Here is a 20,272-nt window from a genome sequence, read left to right as displayed (position 1 = left end):
GCGAGGCGTCAGGCAGTGCCGCCTGCCGGGTCCCCGTGCCAGGTCCGCCACAGCGCCGCGTACGCCCCGCCCGCCTCCACCAGCTGCTCGTGCGTGCCGAGTTCGGTGAGGCGGCCGTCCTCCATCACGGCCACGCGGTCGGCGTCGTGCGCGGTGTGCAGCCGGTGGGCGATGGCGATGACCGTACGACCCTCCAGTACGGCGGCCAGGGCGCGCTCGGTGTGGCGGGCGGTCGTCGGGTCGAGCAGCGCGGTGGCCTCGTCGAGGATCAGCGTGTGCGGATCGGCCAGCACCACGCGGGCCAGGGCGAGTTGCTGAGCCTGCGAGCCGTCCGTGCCGCAACCGTCCTCCCCCAGAGGGGTGTCGAGGCCGTCCGGAAGCTCGCGTACCCACGCCTCGGCGCCGACCGTGGCGAGCGCCGCCCACAACTCCGCGTCCGTGGCGGACGGTTCGGCGATGCGCAGGTTGTCGCGGACCGTGCCGAGGAAGACGTGGTGCTCCTGGGTGACGAGCACGACCTGGCGGCGCAGCCGCTCCGGCTGGAGCCCGGCGACCGGCACCCCGCCCACCGTCACCGTGCCGACGCTCGGCGCGTCGATGCCCGCCAGCAGTCGGCTCAGCGTGGTCTTGCCGGCGCCGGAGGGGCCGACCACCGCCAGCCGCTCACCGGGCCGCACGGTCAGGTCGACCCCGCGCAGCACCTCGCCGCCGCGGTCGTAGGCGTAGCGCACACCGGTCACGTCGATGCGGTCGTCCGACGGGACCGGGGAATCCGCGGCATCGTTCGCCCGCGGGGCCCGCGCGAGCCCCTCCACCCGTGCGAACGACGCGCCGCTGCTCTGCAGTTGCTCCACCCGCATCAGAACCTCGTCGAGCGGGGTGCTGAACTGTTTCAGGTACAGCGCGCCCGCCACCACCGCCCCCAGGCTCATCGCCCCGTGCGTGTGCAGCACCCCGCCGACCAGCAGTACCCCGGCCACGGGCAGGACGTACGACACCTCCACCGCCGGGAAGAACACCGTCCGCAGGAACAGCGTGTACAGCCGTTTGCGGCGGGAGACCTCCAACGCCTCCCGGCTCGCCGCGATCCGCCGCTCCCCGAGACGGAACGCCTCGACGGTACGCGCCCCGGACGCGGTCGCCCCGAGGATCTCGGCGACCTCCGAGTTGGCGGCGCCCTCGGCCAGATAGCCGTCCCGCGCCCGGCGCAGGTACCAGCGCAGCGCCACCCCGATCGGGGCCAGGCAGCACACCCCGACCGCGCCGAGCAGCGGGTCGAGCGCGAAGACCGCGCCCAGCAGGAACAGCGCCTGCACGGAGTTGACCAGCAGCTCGGGCCCGGCGTCGCGCAGAGTGGTACCGACGGTGGCCACGTCGGCCGTGCCGCGCGCGGTCAGGTCGCCGGTGCCGGCCCGTTCCACCACGGACGCGGGCAGCGCCAGCGCACGGTCGACGAACTCCTCACGCACCCGCGCCAGTGTCCGCTCCCCGAACCGGTGCCCCGCGTACCGGGCCCAGCGCGCCAGCAGCAACTGCGCCACCGAGCACACCACGATGCCGACCGCCAGCCGGTCCACCGCCCCGACCCCGCTTCCGGCCCGCACCTCGTCGATGATCCGGCCCAGCAGCCACGGCCCGGCGAGCCCGACCCCGGCGGCCGCCGCGTTCAGCCCCAGCACGGCCCCGAACCCCCGACCGTCGGCCCGCACGAGCCGCGCCGCGGCCCGGCGCACGTCGGCCGGTTCGGCGATGGGAAGCTGCCCTCGGCTCATGCCACGACCTCCTCGGCGTCGGTATCGGTGTCCGTGTCGGTGTCCGGGTCGGCGTTTCGTGCCACCAGGGCCCGGTAGCCGGCCTGTTCCGCCAGCAGTTGCCGATGGGTGCCCGTGGCCGTGACCTTGCCGTCGGCCAGGTAGTGGACGGTGTCGGCGTGGTCGAGCACGAGCGGGGAAGTGGTGGTCAGCACGGTCGTACGGCCGGTGCGCGCGTGCCGCAGCCGGGCGGCCACCGCCGCCTCGGTGTGCGCGTCGAGCGCCGACGTCGGTTCCACCGCCAGCAGTACCTCGGGGGCGGCCAGCAGCGCCCGCACCAGCCGGACGCGCTGACGCTGGCCGCCGGAGAGGTTGCGGGCCTGGGCGTCGATCGCCGAGTCGAGCCCGTCCGGCAGGCCTTGCACGATGTCGTCGGCCGCTGACGCGTGCACCGCGTCCCAGAGGGCCTGTTCGTCCGGTTCCCGGCGCCCGCCCACCAGCTCGCGCAGCGACCCCGCGAACAGGTCGGCCTCGTGGTCGGCGACCAGGATCCGCGCCCGGACCTGCGGCAGCGGGATCTCGTCGAGGCGTGTCCCGCCCCAGGTCGCCGCCGACGGGGCGTACCGGCCGAGGCGGTCGAGGACGGCGGCCGAGTCGGCGGGCCGCGCCCCGGCCAGCGCGGTCAGCCGCCCCGGCGCCACCCGCACCCCGGACTCCGGGTCGTGCAGCACCGCCGGTTCGGCGGGAGCGGCGCACCGGCCGTCGTCCGTCTCCGGCTCCAGCCGCAGCAGCCGCACCACCCGCCGCGCGGCCACCACACCCCGGCCGAGCTGGTAGCCGCACTCGATGAAGAACGCCACCGGGACCACCAGGACCGCGACATAGCCGTACACCGCCACCAACTCGCCCACGGTGATGTCCCCCTGGGCGGCCAGCCGGGCCGCGAGCCAGGTCACCACGGCGAGGAACAGCGTCGGCAGCCCCACCCCGAGCGCCTGCATCCAACTCGTCACCGCACCGACCCGGTACCCCTGCTCCCGCAGCCGCCCCGAGTCCCGGCGGAAGGCATCGGCGAACAGCCCCTTGCCGCCCAGGCCGTTGAGGACCCGCAGACCGCCCGCCAGATCGCCGATGCGCGCGGTCAGCACACCCTGCCGCTCCCGGTACTCCGACTCCACGCCCTGCAACCGCCCCATCAGCGGCCCGACGAGCACGACGATCACCGGCACCCCGAGCAGCACCACAGCGGCCAGCTGCGCGGACACCGACAGCAGCAGCACGGCGACCACCGCGTAGGCGACGATCGCGCCGACACCGGGCCCGACCACCGTCAGGGACGAGCTGATCGTCTGCACGTCGCCCACGCCGATCGTGACCACCTCACCGGCCCCGACCCGACGCGGCAGCGCGGCCCCCAGCCGCACCGCGTGGCCGACGACCACCTTGACCGTGCGGAAGTTGGCGTCCATCCGGACCCGGGTCATCGTGCGGTGCCGCATGATCCCCAGCCAGGCGTTGAACGCCCCGACCCCGACCAGCACGGCGGTCCACCCGGTCAGCGTGCCCAGGTCGCCCGGCTCCAGACCGTCGTCGATCGCCCGGGACATCAGATACGGCGTCGCCGCACCCAGCACCATCCAGACACTGGCGATCGCCGCACCCGCGACGGATCGCCACGGCTGCCTGGTCACCAGCCACCACAGATACCGCCAGCCGCCGCGACAGTCGGGCGTGCCGGGGTCCTCGTACGCGTCGATCATCCTCGGAGTCCCCCCGCTCAGACCAGACTGTCCCGCCAGGCCCGGTGCAGGTCCGAGAACCTGCCGGTACCCGCGGTCAGTTCGGCCGGGCTGCCGTCCTCCACGATCCGCCCGTGTTCCATGACCAACACCCGGTCGGCGATCTCGACCGTCGACAGCCGGTGCGCGATCACGACCGCGGTACGGCCGAGCAGCACCGTCGACATCGCGCGCTGCACGGCCCGCTCCCCGGGGATGTCCAGCGAACTGGTCGCCTCGTCGAGGATCAGCACCGCCGGGTCGGCGAGCAACGCCCGGGCGAACGCGACGAGCTGGCGCTGCCCGGCGGAGATACGGCCGCCCCGCTTGCGTACGTCCGTGTCATAGCCGTCGGGCAGGGCGCTGATGAACTCGTGCGCGCCGATCGCCTTCGCTGCCCGCTCGATCTCCTCCCGGGTCGCGTCCGGGCGGCCGATGGCGATGTTCTCCGCGACCGTGCCGGAGAACAGGAACGCCTCCTGCGTCACCATGACCACCCCGCGTCGCAGTTCCGGCAGGGCGAGGTCGCGCAGGTCGACCCCATCCAGCAGGACCCGGCCGTCGGAGGGGTCGTAGAAGCGGGCGAGCAGCTTGGCCAGGGTGGACTTGCCGGCGCCGGTCGAGCCGACGACCGCGACGGTCTGTCCGGCCGGGAGGGTCAGGTCGAAGCGGGGGAGGACCTCGCCGCCGGTGCGGTAGGCGAAGCGGACGCCGTCGAAGACGACCTCACGGCCGGGGTGCTCGCCCTCGCGCACCGGAAGTTCCCGGGGCTCCGCGGACTCCGGCACGGACGGCGTCTGGGCCAGCAGTCCCGCGATCTTCTCCAACGAGGCGGCCGCCGACTGGTAGGAGTTGAGGAACATACCGAGCCGGTCGATGGGGTCGTACAGCCGCCGCAGGTACAGCACGGCCGCCGCCAGCACGCCCAGCTCCAGCGAGTCGTCCGCCACCCGGTAGGCGCCCCACAGCACGGTCGCCGCGAGGGCCGCGTTGGACACCAGCCGGGAGCCGACGACATAGCGGGCCATCTCGAGGAGCGCGTCGCCGTTCTTGCGTTCGTGCCGCCGGTTGAGGACGGCGAACTCGGCGTCGTTGGCGGCCTCGCGGCGGAAGGAGCGCACCGGCCGGATGCCGTTCATCGTCTCCACGAACTTCACGATCACGGCAGCGATCGCCGTGGACCGCTCCCGGTACACCTCGCCCGCGCGCCGCTGGTACACCCGTACGAGGAGATAGAGCGGCACGGCCGAGGCCACCGCGACCGCGCCGATCCCCAGGTCCAGCCAGAGCAGCATCGCCGAGATGTACACGAACGACAGCAGGACCGTCACCAGCTCCTGCAAGCCCTCGCTGAGCAGCTCGCGCAGCGACTCGACGTCCGTCGTGGAGCGGGAGATCAGCCGGCCCGAGGTGTAGCGCTCGTGGAAGTCAACGCTGAGCGCCTGGGCGTGACGGAAGATCCGGCCGCGCAGATCGAGCAGCACGTCCTGGTTCACCCGGGCGGAGACGACGGTGAACGCGTACTGCAACCCGCCGGAAGCCAGCGAGCACGTCAGATAGGCGACCGCCACCGCGATCAGCGGACCGTGGTCGCCGTCCCGGAACGCCGGGACGGCCCGGTCGATGGCGTACGCCACCAGCAGCGGCCCCGCCTGCACCGCCGCCTGCTGGAGCAGCAGCAGGACCGTGGTCAGCACGACCCTCGCTCTCATGGGAGCGAGCAGGGAGCGCAGCAGCGTGGCTGTGGCGCCGGGCGGGGTGGGCAGGATGTCACGGTCGAAGGGGTCGCCTGCCCCCGCGTCCTCGCGGCGAGTCAGTTCCTCCTCACCGTCGGCGGCGGGAACGGACGTCGTGGCGGCGGTCATCGGTCGTCCTCCTCATTGCCGGACGCTTTCCCGGGCTCGTCGCCGGACCCGGCCCCGGACATCAGCCGGGCGTACTCCGCGTTCGTGCGCAGTAGTTCCTGGTGGGTGCCGACAGCCGCGATGCGGCCGGCGGAGAGCAGGGCGACCCGGTCGGCGAGGAGGACCGTGGAGGGGCGATGGGCCACGATCAGGGCCGTGGTGTCCGCGAGTACGTGACGGAGGGCGGCCTCGACGGCGGCCTCCGTGTGGACGTCCAGCGCGGAGAGCGGGTCGTCGAGGACCAGGAACCTCGGCCGGCCCACCACCGCCCGGGCCAGCGCCAGTCGCTGCCGCTGGCCGCCGGACAGGCTCAGGCCCTGCTCACCGACCTGGGTCCGCGTCCCTTGCGGCAGCGCGTGCGCGAAGTCGGCCTGGGCGACGGCGAGCGCCCGTTCCAGTTCCGGTGCGCCGGCGCTGCCGTCGGCCCCCATGAGGACGTTGTCGCCGACGCTCGCGGAGAACAGCGTGGGTTCCTCGAAGGCGACGGCGACCTTCGCGCGCAGCTCCTCGCGGGGCATCGCGGTGATGTCCTCGCCGTCCAGCGTGATCCGCCCGGACGTCACCTCGTGCAGCCGGGGGACCAGCGCGGTCAGTGTGGTCTTGCCGCTTCCGGTGGCCCCGACCAGGGCCATCGACTCACCGGGGCGGATGTGCAGGTCGATGCGGTCGAGCAGGGGAGGGGAGTCGGGCGGGGCGTCGGGGTAGCGGAACCGCACGTCGTGGAAGCGCAGTCCGCTGTCCCCGCTGTCCGCGGGCTCCCCGGCGGCCCCGCGCACGGTGGACGACTCCGGCTCCGCGTCCATCACCTCGAAGTACCGCTCCGTCGCCGTCGACGCCTCCTGGCTCATCGCCAGCAGGAAGCCGATGGACTCCACCGGCCAGCGCAGCGCGAGCGCGGTCGACAGGAAGGCCACCAGCGTGCCCGAGGACAGGTCCCCGTCCGCGACCTGCACCGACCCGACCACCAGCGCCGCCCCGATGGACAGCTCCGGCAGCGTCACGATGACCGACCAGATCGTCGCCAGCAGCCGCGCCTTGCGCAGCTCCGTGCCCCGCAGCGTCCGGGACAGCTCCCGGAACGCCCGCGCCTGACTCCGGTGCCGCCCGAACCCCTTGATGATGCGGATGCCGAGCACGCTCTCCTCGACGACCGTCGTCAGATCGCCCACCTGGTCCTGCGCGAGCCGCGCCACATCGGCGTACCTCTTCTCGAAGACCACGCACATGACCATCACGGGCACCGCGGGGCCGAGGATCACCAGACCCAGCGTCCAGTCCTGGAGCAGCATGATGACCACGCCGATCAGGATCGTCACCCCGTTGACCAGCAGGAACGTCAACGGAAAGGCGAGGAACATGCGCAGCAGCATCAGGTCGGTGGTCGCCCGGGACAGCAACTGCCCCGACGCCCAACGGTCGTGGAAGGCCACCGGCAGCCGCTGGAGGTGGCGGTACAGCCGCGCCCGCATCGACGCCTCGACGTGCGACAGGGGCCGCGCGACCAGCCACCGCCGCAGCCCGAACAGCAGTGCCTCGGCGAGCCCGAGCAGCAGCAGGTACAGCGCGCCCAGCCACACGCCGCCGGGGTCCCGGTCGGCGACCGGGCCGTCCACCATCCACTTCAGGACGAGCGGTATCACCAGCCCCACGCAGGAGGCGAGGATCGCGACGAACGCGGCGGTGAACAGCCGCCCCCGCACCGGCCGTACGTACGGCCACAGACGCAGCAGGGTGCGTACGGCGGAGCGGTCCTTGGTGGTTGCACGTGTCGTGGGCATCAGGGGCGAGCCTACGGATCGCCACTGACAACGCCCACCGAGTTTTGGCCGGACCCGGATCGTGCGTCGGTCCTACGACCTGGGTGTTCGAGAGGTCGTACGGGCGTATCAACCGATCGGCTGATGCCCCTTCGAGCGGGACGGCCGATGTGCCCGATCCGGCCTCCGCGGCACGCTCGACGCATGTCCGTCATCGAAGTCACCGACCTGCGCAAGGCCTACGGGGGCCGGGCCGTCGTCGACGGTGTCTCCTTCGCCGTCGAGGAGGGCGAGATCTTCGGGATCCTCGGTCCGAACGGCGCCGGCAAGACCACCACCGTCGAGTGCGTCGAGGGCCTGCGCGTCCCCGACGCGGGCCGGGTCCGTGTCACCGGCCTGGACCCCGTCGCCGACCACGAGCAGGTCGCCCGCGTCCTCGGCGCCCAGCTCCAGCAGAGCGAACTCCAGCCCAAACTCACCGTCCGCGAGGCGCTGGAGCTGTACGCGGACTTCTACCCGAGCCCGCTGGACTGGCGCCCGCTCGCCGAGCGCTTGGGCCTGACGCCGAAGCTCACCACCCGGTTCGCGAAACTCTCCGGCGGCCAGAAGCAGCGCCTGTTCATCGCGCTCGCCCTGATCGGCAATCCGCGCATCGTCGTCCTGGACGAACTGACGACCGGTCTGGACCCGAGGGCCCGCCGGGACACCTGGCAGCTCATCGAGGACGTGCGGGCGGGTGGCGTCACCGTCCTGCTGGTCACCCACTTCATGGAAGAGGCGCAGCGTCTGTGCGACCGGATCGCCGTCATCGACAAGGGCCGGATCGCCGCCCTGGACACCCCGGCCGGCCTGATCCGGCGCTCGGCGGGCTCCACCGTCATCAGCTTCACCCCGTCCGCCCCGCTCGACGACCGTGACCTGAACGCACTCCCCGAGCTCGCCTCCGTCGAGCACAAGAACGGCCGCATCACGCTCTCCGGCACCGACGAGACCGTCAACGCCGTCATCACCCTGCTCGCCCGCCACCACATCACCGCCCACCAGCTGCGCGTCGTGGACGCCACGCTCGACGACGCGTTCCTCGACCTGACGAAGGAGGCAGCGGTATGAGCACCGCCGTGCTGAAGACCGAGGTCCGCCTCTTCCGCCGCGAACCCGGCAGCATCTTCTGGATCCTGCTGTTCCCGACCCTCCTCCTGGTGATCCTCGGCTCCATCCCGTCCTTCCGGCAGCCCGACGACGACTTCGGCGGCCTGCGCACCGTCGACGCCTACGTCCCGGTGGCCGTGCTGCTCGGTCTGATCGTCGGCGGCCTGCAGTCGATGCCGCAGACCCTCACCGGCTACCGCGAACGCGGCATCCTGCGCCGGATGGCCGCCACGCCGGTCCGCCCGTCCACCCTGCTCTCCGCGCACATGCTGGTGTACGGCGCCGCATCCCTGGCATCGGCGCTGCTCGTCCTCGTGGTCGGGCGCCTCGGCTTCGACGTACGCGTGCCGAAACAGCTCTTCGGATACGGTCTCGCCCTGCTGCTGGCCGTGATGGTCGCCCTCGCACTCGGATCGGTGGTGTCGGCGCTCTCCCGCACGACCAAGATCGCGGGGGCGATCGGGTCGGCGGTGTTCTTCCCGTCTATGTTCTGCGCGGGCGTGTGGCTGCCGGTGCAGGCGATGCCGGACGTCCTCGCCCGGATCGTCGGCTGCACCCCCTTCGGGGCGGCCGCGCAGGCCCTGAACCAGGCGGCGGCGGGCCACTGGCCGGGCTGGACCCACCTGAGCGTGCTGGTGGCGTGGATCCTGCTGCTGACCGGCGCGGCGACGCGCTGGTTCCGCTGGGAGTGAGCCCGTCCGTGCACGACACTGGCGCCATGACGGACAACGCCCGGGCGGGCTTCACGGGGGCGGTCGGTACCTCGTTGGCGATGCCCGGCATCGCGGCGCGGGCCGACGCCGCTGCGGTCGGGCCGCGACGGGCGGCCTTCTACCGCTGGGGGCCCTACGGGCTCCTGGCCATCGGCACCCTCGCCTCCGTCGTCTCGGCCGGTCTCGTCGGCATGACCACGGGCGAGGAGCACGTGGCCACGGTCCTCGTGCTCGCGAGCCTCGCCCTCCAGCTGGTGTGGGGCAGGGCGGTCCGGAGCCGGCCGGGCCCGTCCACGGCGGGCACCGTCTACTACACCGTCCGCTGGGCCCTCGGCTTCGTCCTGTCCTGGCTCAACCCGTTCTTCGCCTTCTACGCCGTCACCGGGTACTACGACGCCAGCTGGTTGCTGCGCCCCCGCCTGATCAAGGTGGGCCTCTTCGCCACGGCCGTCACCATGTCCGGCTCCCAGGTCGGCGGCATGCCGCCGCACGGCCGGGTGCTCTGGCTCGGCTTCGGCCTGGTGCTCGGCGCAAACGCCGGCCTGCTCGCCGTCTTCAGCCGCCTCGCGGCCCAGGACGACGAGCGCGCCCGCGTCCAGATCGCCACCATCGCCGAACTCGAACGCACCAACGCCGCGTTGCAGCAGGCCCTCGACGAGAACGCCGCCCTGCACGCCCAACTCCTCGTCCAGGCAAGGGAGGCCGGGGTCGCCGACGAACGCCGGCGCCTGGCCGCCGAGATCCACGACACCCTCGCCCAGGGCCTGACGGGCATCATCGCCCAGCTCCAGGTGGTCGCGAACGTCTCCGACCTGGCCGTGGCCCGCATCCACCTGGACCGCGCGGCCGACCTGGCCCGGCACAGCCTCGGCGAGGCCCGCCGCTCCGTGCACAACCTGGCCCCGGTGGCGCTGGAGAACGACGGACTGCCCGAAGCCCTGGAGAAGACGGTCGCCGAATGGGGCGAACGGACAGGCGTGCGCGCCGAGTTCACGCTCGCCGGCACCGCGGAACAGCTCCACGAGGAGCTCGCGGCCACCCTCCTGCGGATCGTCCAGGAGGCCCTGTCGAACGCCGCCCGTCATGCGCGGGCGACCCGGGTCGGCGTCACCCTCACCTTCCTGGGCGACGAGGTCATCCTCGACATCCGAGACGACGGCACCGGCTTCGACCCCCTCGCCCTCCCCGCCCGCCCCCTCCCGCACTCCCGACTTCTCCCCCACTCCCGACTTCTCCCCCACTCTCGACTTCGCTCGAGCGGGGGGACCCCCATGAGCGGGGGGACCCCCATGAGCGGGGGAACCCCCATCGGCGGCTTCGGCCTCGACGGCATGCGGGCCCGCGCCGAACGCGTCGGGGGCGCGCTGACGGTCGAGTCCGAGCCGGGGCAGGGCACGGCGGTCTCGGCTCGCGTACCGTTGGTCCGCCATGACCGATGACGCGCTGATCTCCCTGCTGATCGTCGACGATCATCCCGTCGTACGCGACGGCCTGCGCGGCATGTTCGAGTCCGCGCCCGGATTCACCGTGCTGGGGGAGGCCGCGGGCGGCGTCGAGGCCCTCGAACGGGCCGCCGCTCTCGACCCCGACGTGATCCTCATGGACCTGCGCATGCCGGGCGGCGGCGGAGTCGACGCGATCGCCGAACTGACCCGGCGCGGCGCCCGCGCCAAGGTCCTCGTCCTGACCACGTACGACACCGACTCCGACACCCTGCCCGCGATCGAGGCGGGCGCGACGGGCTACCTCCTCAAGGACGCCCCGCGCGACGAACTCTTCACGGCCGTCCGCGCCGCCGCCGAGGGCCGCACGGTGCTCTCCCCTGCCGTCGCCTCCCGCCTGGTCTCCGCGGTCCGTACCCCCAGGGCCCCCGGCAACGAGTCCCTCTCCGCGCGTGAGCGCGAAGTGCTGGCCCTGGTCGCCAAGGGCACGTCGAACCGCGAGATCGCCCGCGAACTGTTCATCAGCGAGGCGACCGTGAAGACCCACCTCACCCACCTGTACGCCAAGCTGGGCGTCAAGGACCGGGCGGCGGCGGTGGCGGTGGCGTACGAGCGGGGAATTCTCGGCTGACCCTCGGCCGATCAGGCCGCCGGGTACGGCAGCGGCCCGCCCGCCGTCTTCTCCCGGGCCGCCTTCACCTCGGCGAGCAGCTCGGGCCGGTCCGCCGCGAGGCCGGCCTGTTCGCGGGCGTCGGCGGCCAGGTCGTAGAGGTGGTCCTTGCCGTCGGCTGTCCACGGACCGGAAAACGGTGTTCAGCGGACCCTCAGCAGCAGCACGGCCCGCGGCGGCACCGTGATCGCCACCCCCGCCCGGTGCACCACGTCCGGCGCTCCCGCCTGCTCCTCCCTCGACGTGTCGACGACCACCTCGTACCGCTCCGCCCACGGCGGCCCCGGCAGGACGAAGCTCACCGGCCGGTCCCCGGCGTGCAGTACGGCCAGGAAACTGTCGTCGACTATCGGCGCGCCCCGCTCGTCGCGGCCCGGGATGTCCCGCCCGGAGAGATACATGCCGAGGGTGGCGGCGGGCGCGTACCAGTCCCGTTCCGTCATCTCCGTGCCCCGCGCGGTGAACCAGGCCAGGTCCCGCAGCCCGTCCGCCGAGTGCGCCCGCCCGGAGAAGAACGCCCGGCGCCGCAGCACCGGATGCCGGTGGCGCAGCTCGATCAGCCGCGAGGTCAGGTCGAACAGGGCCCGCCAGCCGGGGTCGTCCAGCAGGCTCCAGTCCAGCCAGCTGATCTCGTTGTCCTGGCAGTACGCGTTGTTGTTGCCGCGCTGCGTGCGCCCCAGCTCGTCGCCCGCGACCAGCATCGGCACGCCCGTGGACAGCAGCAGGGTGGTCAGCAGGTTCCGCAGCTGACGGCGGCGCAGCGCCCGGATGCGCTCGTCGTCGCTCCCGCCCTCGGCCCCGCCGTTCCACGACCGGTTGTCGTCCGTGCCGTCCCGGTTGCCCTCGCCGTTCGCCTCGTTGTGCTTGCGCTCGTACGACACCAGGTCCCGCAGGGTGAAACCGTCGTGCGCGGTGACGAAGTTGACGGAGGCGTACGGCCGCCGCCCGCCCCAGGCGTACAGGTCGCTCGACCCCGACAGCCGGTAGCCCATCTCCCGGACGTCCGGCAGGGCGTGCCGCCAGAAGTCCCGTACGGCGTTGCGATAGCGGTCGTTCCACTCCGTCCACAGCGGCGGGAACGCGCCCACCTGGTAGCCGCCCGAGCCGACGTCCCACGGCTCCGCGATGAGCTTCACCCGCCGCAGCACGGGGTCCTGGGCGATGACCGCCAGGAACGGGGAGAGCATGTCGACGTCGTGCATGGAGCGGGCCAGCGCGGCGGCGAGGTCGAAGCGGAAGCCGTCCACGCCCATCTCCGTCACCCAGTAGCGCAACGAGTCGGTGATCAGGCGCAGCACGTGCGGCTGGACGACGTGCAGGGTGTTGCCGCAGCCCGTGTAGTCGGCGTAGCGGCGGGCGTCCGACTGGAGGCGGTAGTAGCCGCGGTTGTCGATGCCCTTCAGGGAGAGTGTCGGGCCCAGCTCGCCTGCCTCCGCCGTGTGGTTGTAGACCACGTCGAGGATGACCTCGATCCCGGCCGCGTGCAGGGCCCGGACCATGCTCTTGAACTCGCCGACCTGCTGTCCCGTCGTACCGGAGGCGGCATAACCGGCGTGCGGGGCGAAGTAGCCGATCGAGTTGTAGCCCCAGTAGTTCTTCAGTCCCCGCCGCAGCAGATGGTCCTCGTGCGCGAACTGGTGCACCGGCAGCAGCTCCACGGCCGTGACGCCCAGCCGCACCAGGTGCTCGATCGCCGCCGGGTGCGCGAGACCCGCGTACGTGCCGCGCAGCTCCTCCGGGATGCCGGGGTGCAGCTTGGTGAATCCCCTGACATGCAGTTCGTAGATCACCGAGTCGGCCCACGGCGTCTTCGGGCGGCGGTCGTGAGCCCATTCGTCGTCGGGCGCGTCGTCATGGACGACGACGCCCTTGGGGACGTACGGCGCGGAGTCCCGGTCGTCGCGCACGGTGTCCGCGACCTGCTGCTGGGGCCAGTCGCGCACATGCCCGTACACCTCCGGCGGCAGACTGAAGTCGCCGTCCACCGCGCGCGCGTACGGGTCGAGGAGCAGCTTCGCAGGGTTCCAGCGGGCGCCGGTCCACGGGTCCCAGCGGCCGTGCACCCGGAAGCCGTAGCGCTGCCCCGGCATCACGCCCGGCACGAAACCGTGCCAGATCTCGTGCGTCAATTCGGTCAGCCGGGCGCGGGTCTCCTTGCTTCCCGGGCCCGGCCCGTCGAACAGACACAGCTCGACCGCCTCCGCCCCGCCCGCCCACAGCGCGAAGTTGGTGCCCGCCACCCCCTCCGGGCCGACCCGGAACCGGGCGCCCAGTGGCATCGGCGCACCCGGCCACACGGGCACGCCCGGTGTCCTGCGCTGCGCGCCGTTCGCGGCGGCGGCCGGGCGCCCGTCCTCGGTGGCGCGCTCTTCCGCCACCGCCTCCTGCTCGGCTGCGCTGGACACGGTTCGGCCTCCCGCGGCTCATGGCACGACGTGGATCACGGGGAACTGGGCGTGCGGCGTCCCGGCCGCCGCTCCCCATCGCGTCGTCCTCCCCACTGTTCTGCCCAGCTCATGGCTCGCACTCACGTTTCCCCGGGGCGGGCCGGTCGTTGGGGTCGGTGTGATGCACGTACAAGGGCGCGCGCGGCGCGCGGGGGCCGCGCTGGCCGCCGTACTGACATGGGCAGGGCTGCTGGCGGGCGCCGCCGGCTGCGATTCGGACCCGACGGGAGGGATCGACAGGGCGCTCGGCAAACCGCCGGCACCCGAGGACGTCATCCGGATCTCGCCGGACGACGGCAGCAAGGACGTGCGCCCCGGCAAGGCGCTACGGATCCAGGTGCCCAGCGGGCACCTGGAGTCGGTGAAGGTCGTCAAGTCGCAGGATGCGCAGGAGACTCCGGTGTCCGGCCGCATCTCCGCGGACGGCCGGCGCTGGGAACCCGGGGGAAAGCTGGCGCTCGCCGCCAAGTACACGGTCGACGCGGTGGCCCTCGACGGCCGAGGCCACCGCTCGGCGCGGCACACGACGTTCACGACGTACGTCCCCGAGGAGCGGTTCATCGGGTACGCCACGCCCGAGAACCGTTCCACGGTCGGCACCGGGATGATCATCTCGCTGGAGTTCAACCGGGAGATCGAGAACCGGGCGGCCGTCGAGCGCGCCGTCCACGTCACCGCGAAGCCGGCCGTCGAGGTCCGCCCGCACTGGTTCGGCAAGTCCCGCCTCGACTTCCGCCCCGAGCACTACTGGAAGCCCGGCACCCAGGTCACTGTCGCCCTGCGCTTCCGGGACGTCGAGGGGGCACGCGGGGTCTACGGGCTGCAGTACAAGACGTTCTCCTTCACCGTCGGCCGCAGCCAGGTCTCGCTGGTCGACGCCGCCGAACACACCATGGAGGTACGGCGCGACGGCGAACTGCTGGCCACCGTGCCCATCACCGCGGGCGCTCCGCAGCACACCACCTACAACGGCAAGATGGTGATGATGGAGATGCTCGAGGTCACCCGCATGAACAGCCGCACGGTCGGCTTCGGCGGCGAGTACGACATCCCCGACGTCCCGCACGCCATCCGGCTGACCGACTCCGGCACGTTCCTGCACGGCAACTACTGGGCGCCCGACGCCCCGGGGAACAGCAACGTCAGCCACGGCTGCGTGGGCCTGCGGGATGTGAAGGGCGGGAGCCCGGACACCCCCGCCGGCTGGTTCTTCGACCGCAGCCTGGTCGGTGACGTCGTCGAGATCGTGAACAGCAACGACAAAACGGTCGCTCCTGACAACGGGCTCGGAGGGTGGAACATGGGATGGAAGGAGTGGAAAGCAGGCGGCGCGGACAAGTAACCAGGTGGGGCGCGGAATTGGGGGCCCGGGAAACGGCGGAGTTGGGACTGAACAGTGACAATCGCCGGGCGCCGACCGCACTGATCATGTGGTTAATATGCGCCAATGTGCGCGTGGGACGCGCTGGGGTGTGGGCCGGACCGGGGTCCGGCGAGGGGAGAAAAATTGAACGTGCGACCGATATCGGGGGCGTCGGTTGACGCGCGCTCGGGCCGAACAGAGGGGCGGGGCCGCGGGGGGCTGCGGGCGCTGGCTCTCGGGGCGCTGCTGGTCGCCGTCACCGCCTGCGGCGGAGGCGGCGGCTCGGATTCCGGATCCGGCTCCGCCGACGGCAAGGACAAGGAGTCGGCAACGGCGCAGAGCGCGCAGTCGGAGGCGGTCGTCACCATCGCCCCCGAGGCCGGCGCCAAGGAGGTCGACACCAGCGGCGTCCTGAAGGTCACCGCCGCCAAGGGCAAGCTGACCGAGGTCACCGTCAAGGACACCAAGGGTACGGAGATCGACGGCTCGATCTCGGCGGACGGCACCGGTTGGACGCCCGCCACGCACCTGGCGGCGTCCACCAAGTACGAGGTGCACGCGGTCGCCAAGGACTCCGAGGGCCGTACGGCCGCCGAGGACTCCTCCTTCACCACGCTCAGTCCGCAGAACACCTTCATCGGCAACTTCACGCCCGAGGACGGCTCCACCGTCGGCGTCGGAATGCCGTTCTCGGTCCGCTTCACGCGCGGCATCACCAAGCCGGACGACGTGGAGAAGGCCATCGAGATCAAGACCGAGCCGGCCGTGGACGTCGAGGGCCACTGGTTCGGCAACGACCGCCTGGACTTCCGTCCCGAGACGTACTGGAAGTCCGGCACCAAGGTCACGGTGAAGCTGAACCTCGACGGCGTCGAGGGCCGCAAGGGCGTCTACGGCAAGCAGTCCAAGACCGTCTCCTTCACCATCGGCCGAAACCAGGTGTCCGTCGTGGACGCCAAGAAGCACACGATGAAGGTCACGCAGGACGGCAAGGTCGTCAAGACCATCCCGGTCACCACCGGTAAGCCCGGCTACGCCACCTGGAACGGCCAGATGGTCATCAGCGAGAAGTTCACGGTGACCCGGATGAACGGCGACACCGTCGGCTACGACGGCGAGTACGACATCAAGGACGTCCCGCACGCCATGCGCCTGACCAACTCCGGCACCTTCGTGCACGGCAACTACTGGGGCGGCGGCGCCTTCGGCAACTACAACGCCAGTCACGGCTGCATCGGCCTGCGAGACGTGCGCGGCGGTTACGACAGCGGAGTGCCGGCCGCGTGGTTCTTCAACCACTCGATCGTCGGCGACGTGGTGGAAGTCAAGAACTCCACCGACCCGACGGTCGACCCGTCCAACGGCCTGAACGGCTGGAACATGTCGTGGGAGAAGTGGAAGGCCTGAGCCACACCTGACGTACGGCGGCCCCGGTGTGAGGTACGGCACCGGGGCCATTGCCGTTAGTCTTCGTTAACCTGCCTGCATGACTGTGCAACTCGAAGTCGCCGAAGGCGTGGGCACCATCCGCCTGGACCGCCCTCCCATGAACGCGCTGGACGTGGCCACCCAGGACCGCCTCAAGGAACTCGCCGAGGAGGCCACGCGCCGCGAGGACGTGCGCGCGGTGGTGCTGTACGGCGGGGAGAAGGTGTTCGCGGCGGGCGCGGACATCAAGGAGATGCAGGCGATGGACCACACGGCGATGATCCTGCGGGTGCGCGCCCTGCAGGACTCGTTCACGGCGGTGGCCCGCATCCCCAAGCCGGTGGTCGCGGCCGTCACGGGTTACGCGCTGGGCGGCGGCTGCGAACTGGCCCTGTGCGCGGACTACCGGATCTCGGCGGACAACGCCAAGCTCGGCCAGCCGGAGATCCTGCTCGGCCTGATCCCGGGGGCGGGCGGCACCCAGCGCCTGGCCCGCCTGATCGGCCCCTCCAAGGCGAAGGACCTGATCTTCACGGGCCGCATGGTGAAGGCCGAGGAGGCGCTGACGCTCGGCCTGGTGGACCGCGTCGTCCCGGCCGCCGAGGTCTACTCGGAGGCGCACGCGTGGGCGGCCAGGCTGGCCCAGGGTCCGGCGCTGGCGCTGCGCGCCGCGAAGGAGTCGATCGACACGGGTCTGGAGACCGACATCGAGACCGGCCTGGCGGTGGAACGGAACTGGTTCGCGGGCCTGTTCGCCACGGAGGACCGGGAGCGCGGGATGCGCAGCTTCGTGGAAGAGGGCCCGGGCAAGGCGAAGTTCCTGTGAACGACTCCGGACCAGTCCGCCGAACTCCTCCGCGGAACCCGTCCACTGAAACTCGCTGACTGAACCTCCCCTGAATCACTTGCAATTGACGCGGCGTCTGATCCGGGGTCCCTCGATGGGGCGGTTTATGGGAACCTTAAGGCAACCTTAAGCCTGCCTTGTCGAGGGAGCTTGGCGATTGCCTCCAGTCGATCCGTTGCAGCAGGTCAGAGGGGATGCGGAGGTCTCCGAACTGCCAGTGGCACATGCCAATCGAATCGACCGGAATGATGCGTTCCGGGGGGTGTATTCCTCCAGAACGACCCCGGAGGTGCCCACGGGCGGCCATGATGGGGGCATGGCGGGGCTGGAGGGTATCGAACAGCCGCGGGGACACGGCCGTCCGACTGTGACGGCGCGCTGGTCGCCCGCGGTCGAGGACGAACGGGCGCTCCGGGCCCTCGAGTTGTTCGGCAACCCGACGGACGCGGAGGTTTCGCTGCCGTCCCGCCCCGAATCCGCGGCGACCGCACGCCGGCTGGCTCAGGTAGTGCTTCTACGGCAGTGGCGCCTGACCCCCAGGATGACCGAGGACGCGGTCTTACTCGTCTCCGAACTCGTCGGCAACGCCGTACGCCACACCGGCGCCCGCGTTTTCGGCCTCCGTATGCGCCGCCGCCCGGGCTGGATCCGCATCGAAGTCCGCGACCCCTCCCGCGGTCTGCCCTGCCTCATGCCGGTCCAGCAGATGGACATCAGCGGCCGCGGACTGTTCCTCGTCGACAAACTCTCCGACCGCTGGGGCGTCGACCTGCTCCCGCGAGGAAAGACGACATGGTTCGAGATGAGGGTGGCGGACCGCTGACAGCGGCACTTCTCGGAGAACCTGCCCCTCCGGCGTTCCAGGAGCGGGGGTCCAGGGAGCGGAGCCCCCTGACGGGGTCGAAGGGGCGGAGCCTCTGGGGACGGGACGGGTAGGGGCGGCGGGGGCGAGAAGCCTCCTGTCCGCGACCCGCACCGCGCATGAATCGGGCCAATCATCCATTTCCTCCCGTAATCCGCCTTAAATGGTGCGGGTGACCCAGACAGACCGCCGCACGGCACTGCGCACGGGCGCCGGACTCGTCGCCGGCGGAGCGCTGGCCGCCGGATGCGCCACGACCGGCGCCGCCGCCCACCCCGCCCCCACGCCCCCCGCCCCCACGCCTTCCGGACCGGCGAGGACACCGACACCCCTCGCCGCCCCCGCCCCCCACCGCTACCCCCACCAGCCCACCCAGCTCACCCACGGCCCCCGCACCCACCCCCGCGTGGCCCTCACCTTCCACGGCCAGGGCGACCCGGCCATCGCCCGTTCCCTCCTCACCGAGGCCGAGAAGCACGGCGCCCGCCTCACCGTCCTCGCCGTGGGCAGCTGGCTCGACGCCCACCCCGAGCTGGCCCGCCGCATCCTCGACGGCGGTCACGACCTCGGCAACCACACCCAACGCCACCGCGACATCAACGCGATGTCCGAGACCGACGCGCAGGCGGAGATCACCGCCTGCGCGGACCGGCTCAAGCGCCTCACCGGCTCCATCGGCACCTGGTTCCGCCCCTCCCGCGCCCCCCGCGCCTCCCCCCTCGTCGAACGCCTGGCAGCCCGCGCCGGCTACCCGCACGTCCTCTCCTACGAGGTCGACTCCCTCGACTTCACCGAGCCCGGCGCCCTCGCCGTCACCCGCAAGATCCTCGACGAGGTCCGCAACGGATCCGTGGTGAGCCTCCACTTCGGCTACCCGGACACGGTCGCCGCGCTCCCCGCCGTACTCGCAGAACTCGACCGCCGCGGACTGCACGCGGTCACCACCACGGAGCTGTTCAGCTGATGCACGCGAATCCCCTCAGGCGCACCCTCCTCGTCGGCGCCGCCCTCGTCTCCCTCACGCTCCTCGCCGCCTGCGGCGCCGACTCCGGGGACCACGCGCACGAGGCCCACGGCACGAAGGCGGCGGCCGTCCGTCCGCCCCAGCCGAAGAAGAAGACCGATGCCCACGGCCTGCCCGGTATGCCCCCCGTCCTCGACCCGCACGACATCTACGCCGCCGACCGCCCGAACCAGCTCTCCCCGGTGGTCAAGGACTTCCCCTCCCGCGTCTACGTCCCCAACACCCTGTCCGACACGGTCACGGTCATCGACCCGAAGACGTACGAGGTCATCGACACGATCCCCGTCGGCCACCAGCCCCAGCACGTCGTCCCCTCCTGGGACCTGAGGACCCTGTGGGTCAACAACGACCTCGGCAACAGCCTCACCCCCATCGACCCGAGGACCGGCAGGGCGGGCAAGCCCGTGCAGGTCCACGACCCGTACAACCTCTACTTCACGCCCGACGGCAAGTACGCCGTCGTCATGGCCTCCATGGACCGCGAACTCGTCTTCCGCGACGCGCACACCATGAAGCGCGTCAGGACCGAGCCGGTCAGCTGCTACGGCGTCAACCACGCCGACTTCTCCGCCGACGGCCGGTACTTCATCGTCTCCTGCGAGTTCAGCGGCGAACTGCTCAAGGTCGACACCGAGAAGATGAAGGTCGTCGCGCAGGAGAAGCTCCCCTTCCAGGGCGCGATGCCGCAGGACGTCAAACTCTCCCCCGACGGCAAGAGGTTCTACATCGCCGACATGGTGGCCGACGGCGTATGGATCCTGGACGGCGACAAGTTCACCAGGCCGACCCTCCTGCCCACCGGAAAGGGCTGCCACGGCCTGTACGTCAGCCGGGACTCCCGCGAGATGTACATCTCCAACCGCGGCGAGGGCACCATCTCCATCTTCGACTTCACGAAGAACCGGCTCACGAAGAAGTGGCACCTGCCCGACGGTGGCAGCCCCGACATGGGCGGCGTCTCGGCCGACGGCAAGGTCCTGTGGCTGTCGGGCCGTTACAACGCCGAGGTGTACGCCATCGACACCCGCACCGGTCACCAGCTGGCCCGCATCAAGGTCGGCAGCGGCCCGCACGGCCTCGCGGTCTACCCCCAGCCCGGCCGCTACTCGCTCGGCCACACCGGCGTCTTCCGCTGAC

General features: G+C 71.7%; 15 protein-coding genes. 10 read left to right on the top strand and 5 right to left on the bottom strand.

The window, feature by feature from the left end; all coding sequences use genetic code 11:
* Positions 1 to 8 precede the first annotated feature (8 nt).
* The 4 genes from ACFY16_RS07665 to ACFY16_RS07650 are packed head-to-tail and all read right to left on the bottom strand — an operon-like array spanning position 9 to position 7,211.
* Positions 9 to 1,772, bottom strand: coding sequence for an ABC transporter ATP-binding protein (locus tag ACFY16_RS07665; RefSeq protein ID WP_390646205.1), 1,764 nt, complete (start codon positions 1,770 to 1,772; stop codon positions 9 to 11).
* On the bottom strand, positions 1,769 to 3,511 hold the full coding sequence (locus ACFY16_RS07660) for an ABC transporter transmembrane domain-containing protein (protein WP_390646204.1): 1,743 nt from the start codon (positions 3,509 to 3,511) through the stop codon (positions 1,769 to 1,771). The genes ACFY16_RS07665 and ACFY16_RS07660 overlap by 4 nt, the downstream gene beginning before the upstream one ends.
* Before the next feature lie 17 nt (positions 3,512 to 3,528).
* Positions 3,529 to 5,394 (bottom strand): ABC transporter ATP-binding protein, encoded by a 1,866-nt coding sequence (locus tag ACFY16_RS07655; protein WP_390646203.1) that lies wholly within the window; start codon positions 5,392 to 5,394, stop codon positions 3,529 to 3,531.
* Positions 5,391 to 7,211, bottom strand: a complete 1,821-nt coding sequence (locus tag ACFY16_RS07650) for an ABC transporter ATP-binding protein (protein WP_390646202.1) — start codon at positions 7,209 to 7,211, stop codon at positions 5,391 to 5,393. The genes ACFY16_RS07655 and ACFY16_RS07650 overlap by 4 nt, the downstream gene beginning before the upstream one ends.
* Positions 7,212 to 7,394: 183 nt before the next feature.
* Between ACFY16_RS07650 and ACFY16_RS07645 the strand changes: the two genes are divergently transcribed.
* From ACFY16_RS07645 to ACFY16_RS07630, 4 genes are all read left to right on the top strand, one after another.
* Positions 7,395 to 8,300, top strand: coding sequence for an ABC transporter ATP-binding protein (locus ACFY16_RS07645; protein ID WP_390646201.1), 906 nt, complete (start codon positions 7,395 to 7,397; stop codon positions 8,298 to 8,300).
* Complete coding sequence (locus ACFY16_RS07640; protein WP_390646200.1) at positions 8,297 to 9,031, top strand: ABC transporter permease; 735 nt, start codon at positions 8,297 to 8,299, stop codon at positions 9,029 to 9,031. Before ACFY16_RS07645 ends, ACFY16_RS07640 begins: the two co-directional genes overlap by 4 nt.
* Before the next feature lie 80 nt (positions 9,032 to 9,111).
* Positions 9,112 to 10,491 carry an ATP-binding protein gene (locus ACFY16_RS07635; protein WP_390646682.1) on the top strand — a complete coding sequence of 460 codons (1,380 nt, stop codon included), beginning with the start codon at positions 9,112 to 9,114 and terminating at the stop codon, positions 10,489 to 10,491.
* The gene (locus ACFY16_RS07630) at positions 10,481 to 11,125 is read left to right on the top strand and encodes a response regulator (protein WP_390646199.1); all 645 of its coding nucleotides are present in this window, start codon (positions 10,481 to 10,483) and stop codon (positions 11,123 to 11,125) included. Before ACFY16_RS07635 ends, ACFY16_RS07630 begins: the two co-directional genes overlap by 11 nt.
* Before the next feature lie 182 nt (positions 11,126 to 11,307).
* Here the strand turns inward: ACFY16_RS07630 and glgX are convergent, their stop codons facing one another.
* Positions 11,308 to 13,569 carry a glycogen debranching protein GlgX gene (glgX, locus tag ACFY16_RS07625; RefSeq protein ID WP_390646198.1) on the bottom strand — a complete coding sequence of 754 codons (2,262 nt, stop codon included), beginning with the start codon at positions 13,567 to 13,569 and terminating at the stop codon, positions 11,308 to 11,310.
* 163 nt (positions 13,570 to 13,732) lie between these two features.
* On the opposite strand from glgX, the gene ACFY16_RS07620 reads away from it, so the two are divergent.
* The 6 genes from ACFY16_RS07620 to ACFY16_RS07595 all read left to right on the top strand — a co-directional run bounded on the left by ACFY16_RS07620 (position 13,733) and on the right by ACFY16_RS07595 (position 20,271).
* Positions 13,733 to 14,953 carry an Ig-like domain-containing protein gene (locus ACFY16_RS07620; protein ID WP_390646197.1) on the top strand — a complete coding sequence of 407 codons (1,221 nt, stop codon included), beginning with the start codon at positions 13,733 to 13,735 and terminating at the stop codon, positions 14,951 to 14,953.
* 165 nt (positions 14,954 to 15,118) lie between these two features.
* On the top strand, positions 15,119 to 16,381 hold the full coding sequence (locus ACFY16_RS07615; protein WP_390646196.1) for an Ig-like domain-containing protein: 1,263 nt from the start codon (positions 15,119 to 15,121) through the stop codon (positions 16,379 to 16,381).
* Between the two features lie 79 nt (positions 16,382 to 16,460).
* On the top strand, positions 16,461 to 17,228 hold the full coding sequence (locus ACFY16_RS07610) for an enoyl-CoA hydratase/isomerase family protein (RefSeq protein WP_390646195.1): 768 nt from the start codon (positions 16,461 to 16,463) through the stop codon (positions 17,226 to 17,228).
* A gap of 337 nt (positions 17,229 to 17,565) precedes the next feature.
* Positions 17,566 to 18,072, top strand: a complete 507-nt coding sequence (locus ACFY16_RS07605) for an ATP-binding protein (protein WP_390646194.1) — start codon at positions 17,566 to 17,568, stop codon at positions 18,070 to 18,072.
* Positions 18,073 to 18,274: 202 nt separating this feature from the next.
* A complete protein-coding gene (locus ACFY16_RS07600; RefSeq protein WP_390646193.1) occupies positions 18,275 to 19,075 on the top strand; it encodes a polysaccharide deacetylase family protein in 801 nt (266 codons plus the stop codon).
* Entirely contained in the window at positions 19,075 to 20,271 is a 1,197-nt protein-coding gene (locus tag ACFY16_RS07595; RefSeq protein WP_390646192.1) for a YncE family protein, read from the top strand. The genes ACFY16_RS07600 and ACFY16_RS07595 overlap by 1 nt, the downstream gene beginning before the upstream one ends.
* Position 20,272: the final 1 nt, after the last annotated feature.

Source organism: Streptomyces sp. NPDC001315, assembly GCF_042896175.1.
In the GTDB taxonomy this organism is placed as follows: Bacteria; Actinomycetota; Actinomycetes; order Streptomycetales; family Streptomycetaceae; genus Streptomyces.
The sequence above is the reverse complement of the archived record's forward strand: the minus strand, read 5'-3'. Positions and strand labels throughout refer to the sequence as shown.

Coding starts and splice junctions, on each gene's coding strand:
- ACFY16_RS07665 (WP_390646205.1), bottom strand. CDS start 1,772: ATGAGCCGAGGGCAGCTTCCCATCGCCGAACCGGCCGACGTGCGCCGG.
- ACFY16_RS07660 (WP_390646204.1), bottom strand. CDS start 3,511: ATGATCGACGCGTACGAGGACCCCGGCACGCCCGACTGTCGCGGCGGC.
- ACFY16_RS07655 (WP_390646203.1), bottom strand. CDS start 5,394: ATGACCGCCGCCACGACGTCCGTTCCCGCCGCCGACGGTGAGGAGGAA.
- ACFY16_RS07650 (WP_390646202.1), bottom strand. CDS start 7,211: ATGCCCACGACACGTGCAACCACCAAGGACCGCTCCGCCGTACGCACC.
- ACFY16_RS07645 (WP_390646201.1), top strand. CDS start 7,395: ATGTCCGTCATCGAAGTCACCGACCTGCGCAAGGCCTACGGGGGCCGG.
- ACFY16_RS07640 (WP_390646200.1), top strand. CDS start 8,297: ATGAGCACCGCCGTGCTGAAGACCGAGGTCCGCCTCTTCCGCCGCGAA.
- ACFY16_RS07635 (WP_390646682.1), top strand. CDS start 9,112: ATGCCCGGCATCGCGGCGCGGGCCGACGCCGCTGCGGTCGGGCCGCGA.
- ACFY16_RS07630 (WP_390646199.1), top strand. CDS start 10,481: ATGACCGATGACGCGCTGATCTCCCTGCTGATCGTCGACGATCATCCC.
- ACFY16_RS07620 (WP_390646197.1), top strand. CDS start 13,733: ATGCACGTACAAGGGCGCGCGCGGCGCGCGGGGGCCGCGCTGGCCGCC.
- ACFY16_RS07610 (WP_390646195.1), top strand. CDS start 16,461: ATGACTGTGCAACTCGAAGTCGCCGAAGGCGTGGGCACCATCCGCCTG.
- ACFY16_RS07605 (WP_390646194.1), top strand. CDS start 17,566: ATGGCGGGGCTGGAGGGTATCGAACAGCCGCGGGGACACGGCCGTCCG.
- ACFY16_RS07600 (WP_390646193.1), top strand. CDS start 18,275: ATGGTGCGGGTGACCCAGACAGACCGCCGCACGGCACTGCGCACGGGC.
- ACFY16_RS07595 (WP_390646192.1), top strand. CDS start 19,075: ATGCACGCGAATCCCCTCAGGCGCACCCTCCTCGTCGGCGCCGCCCTC.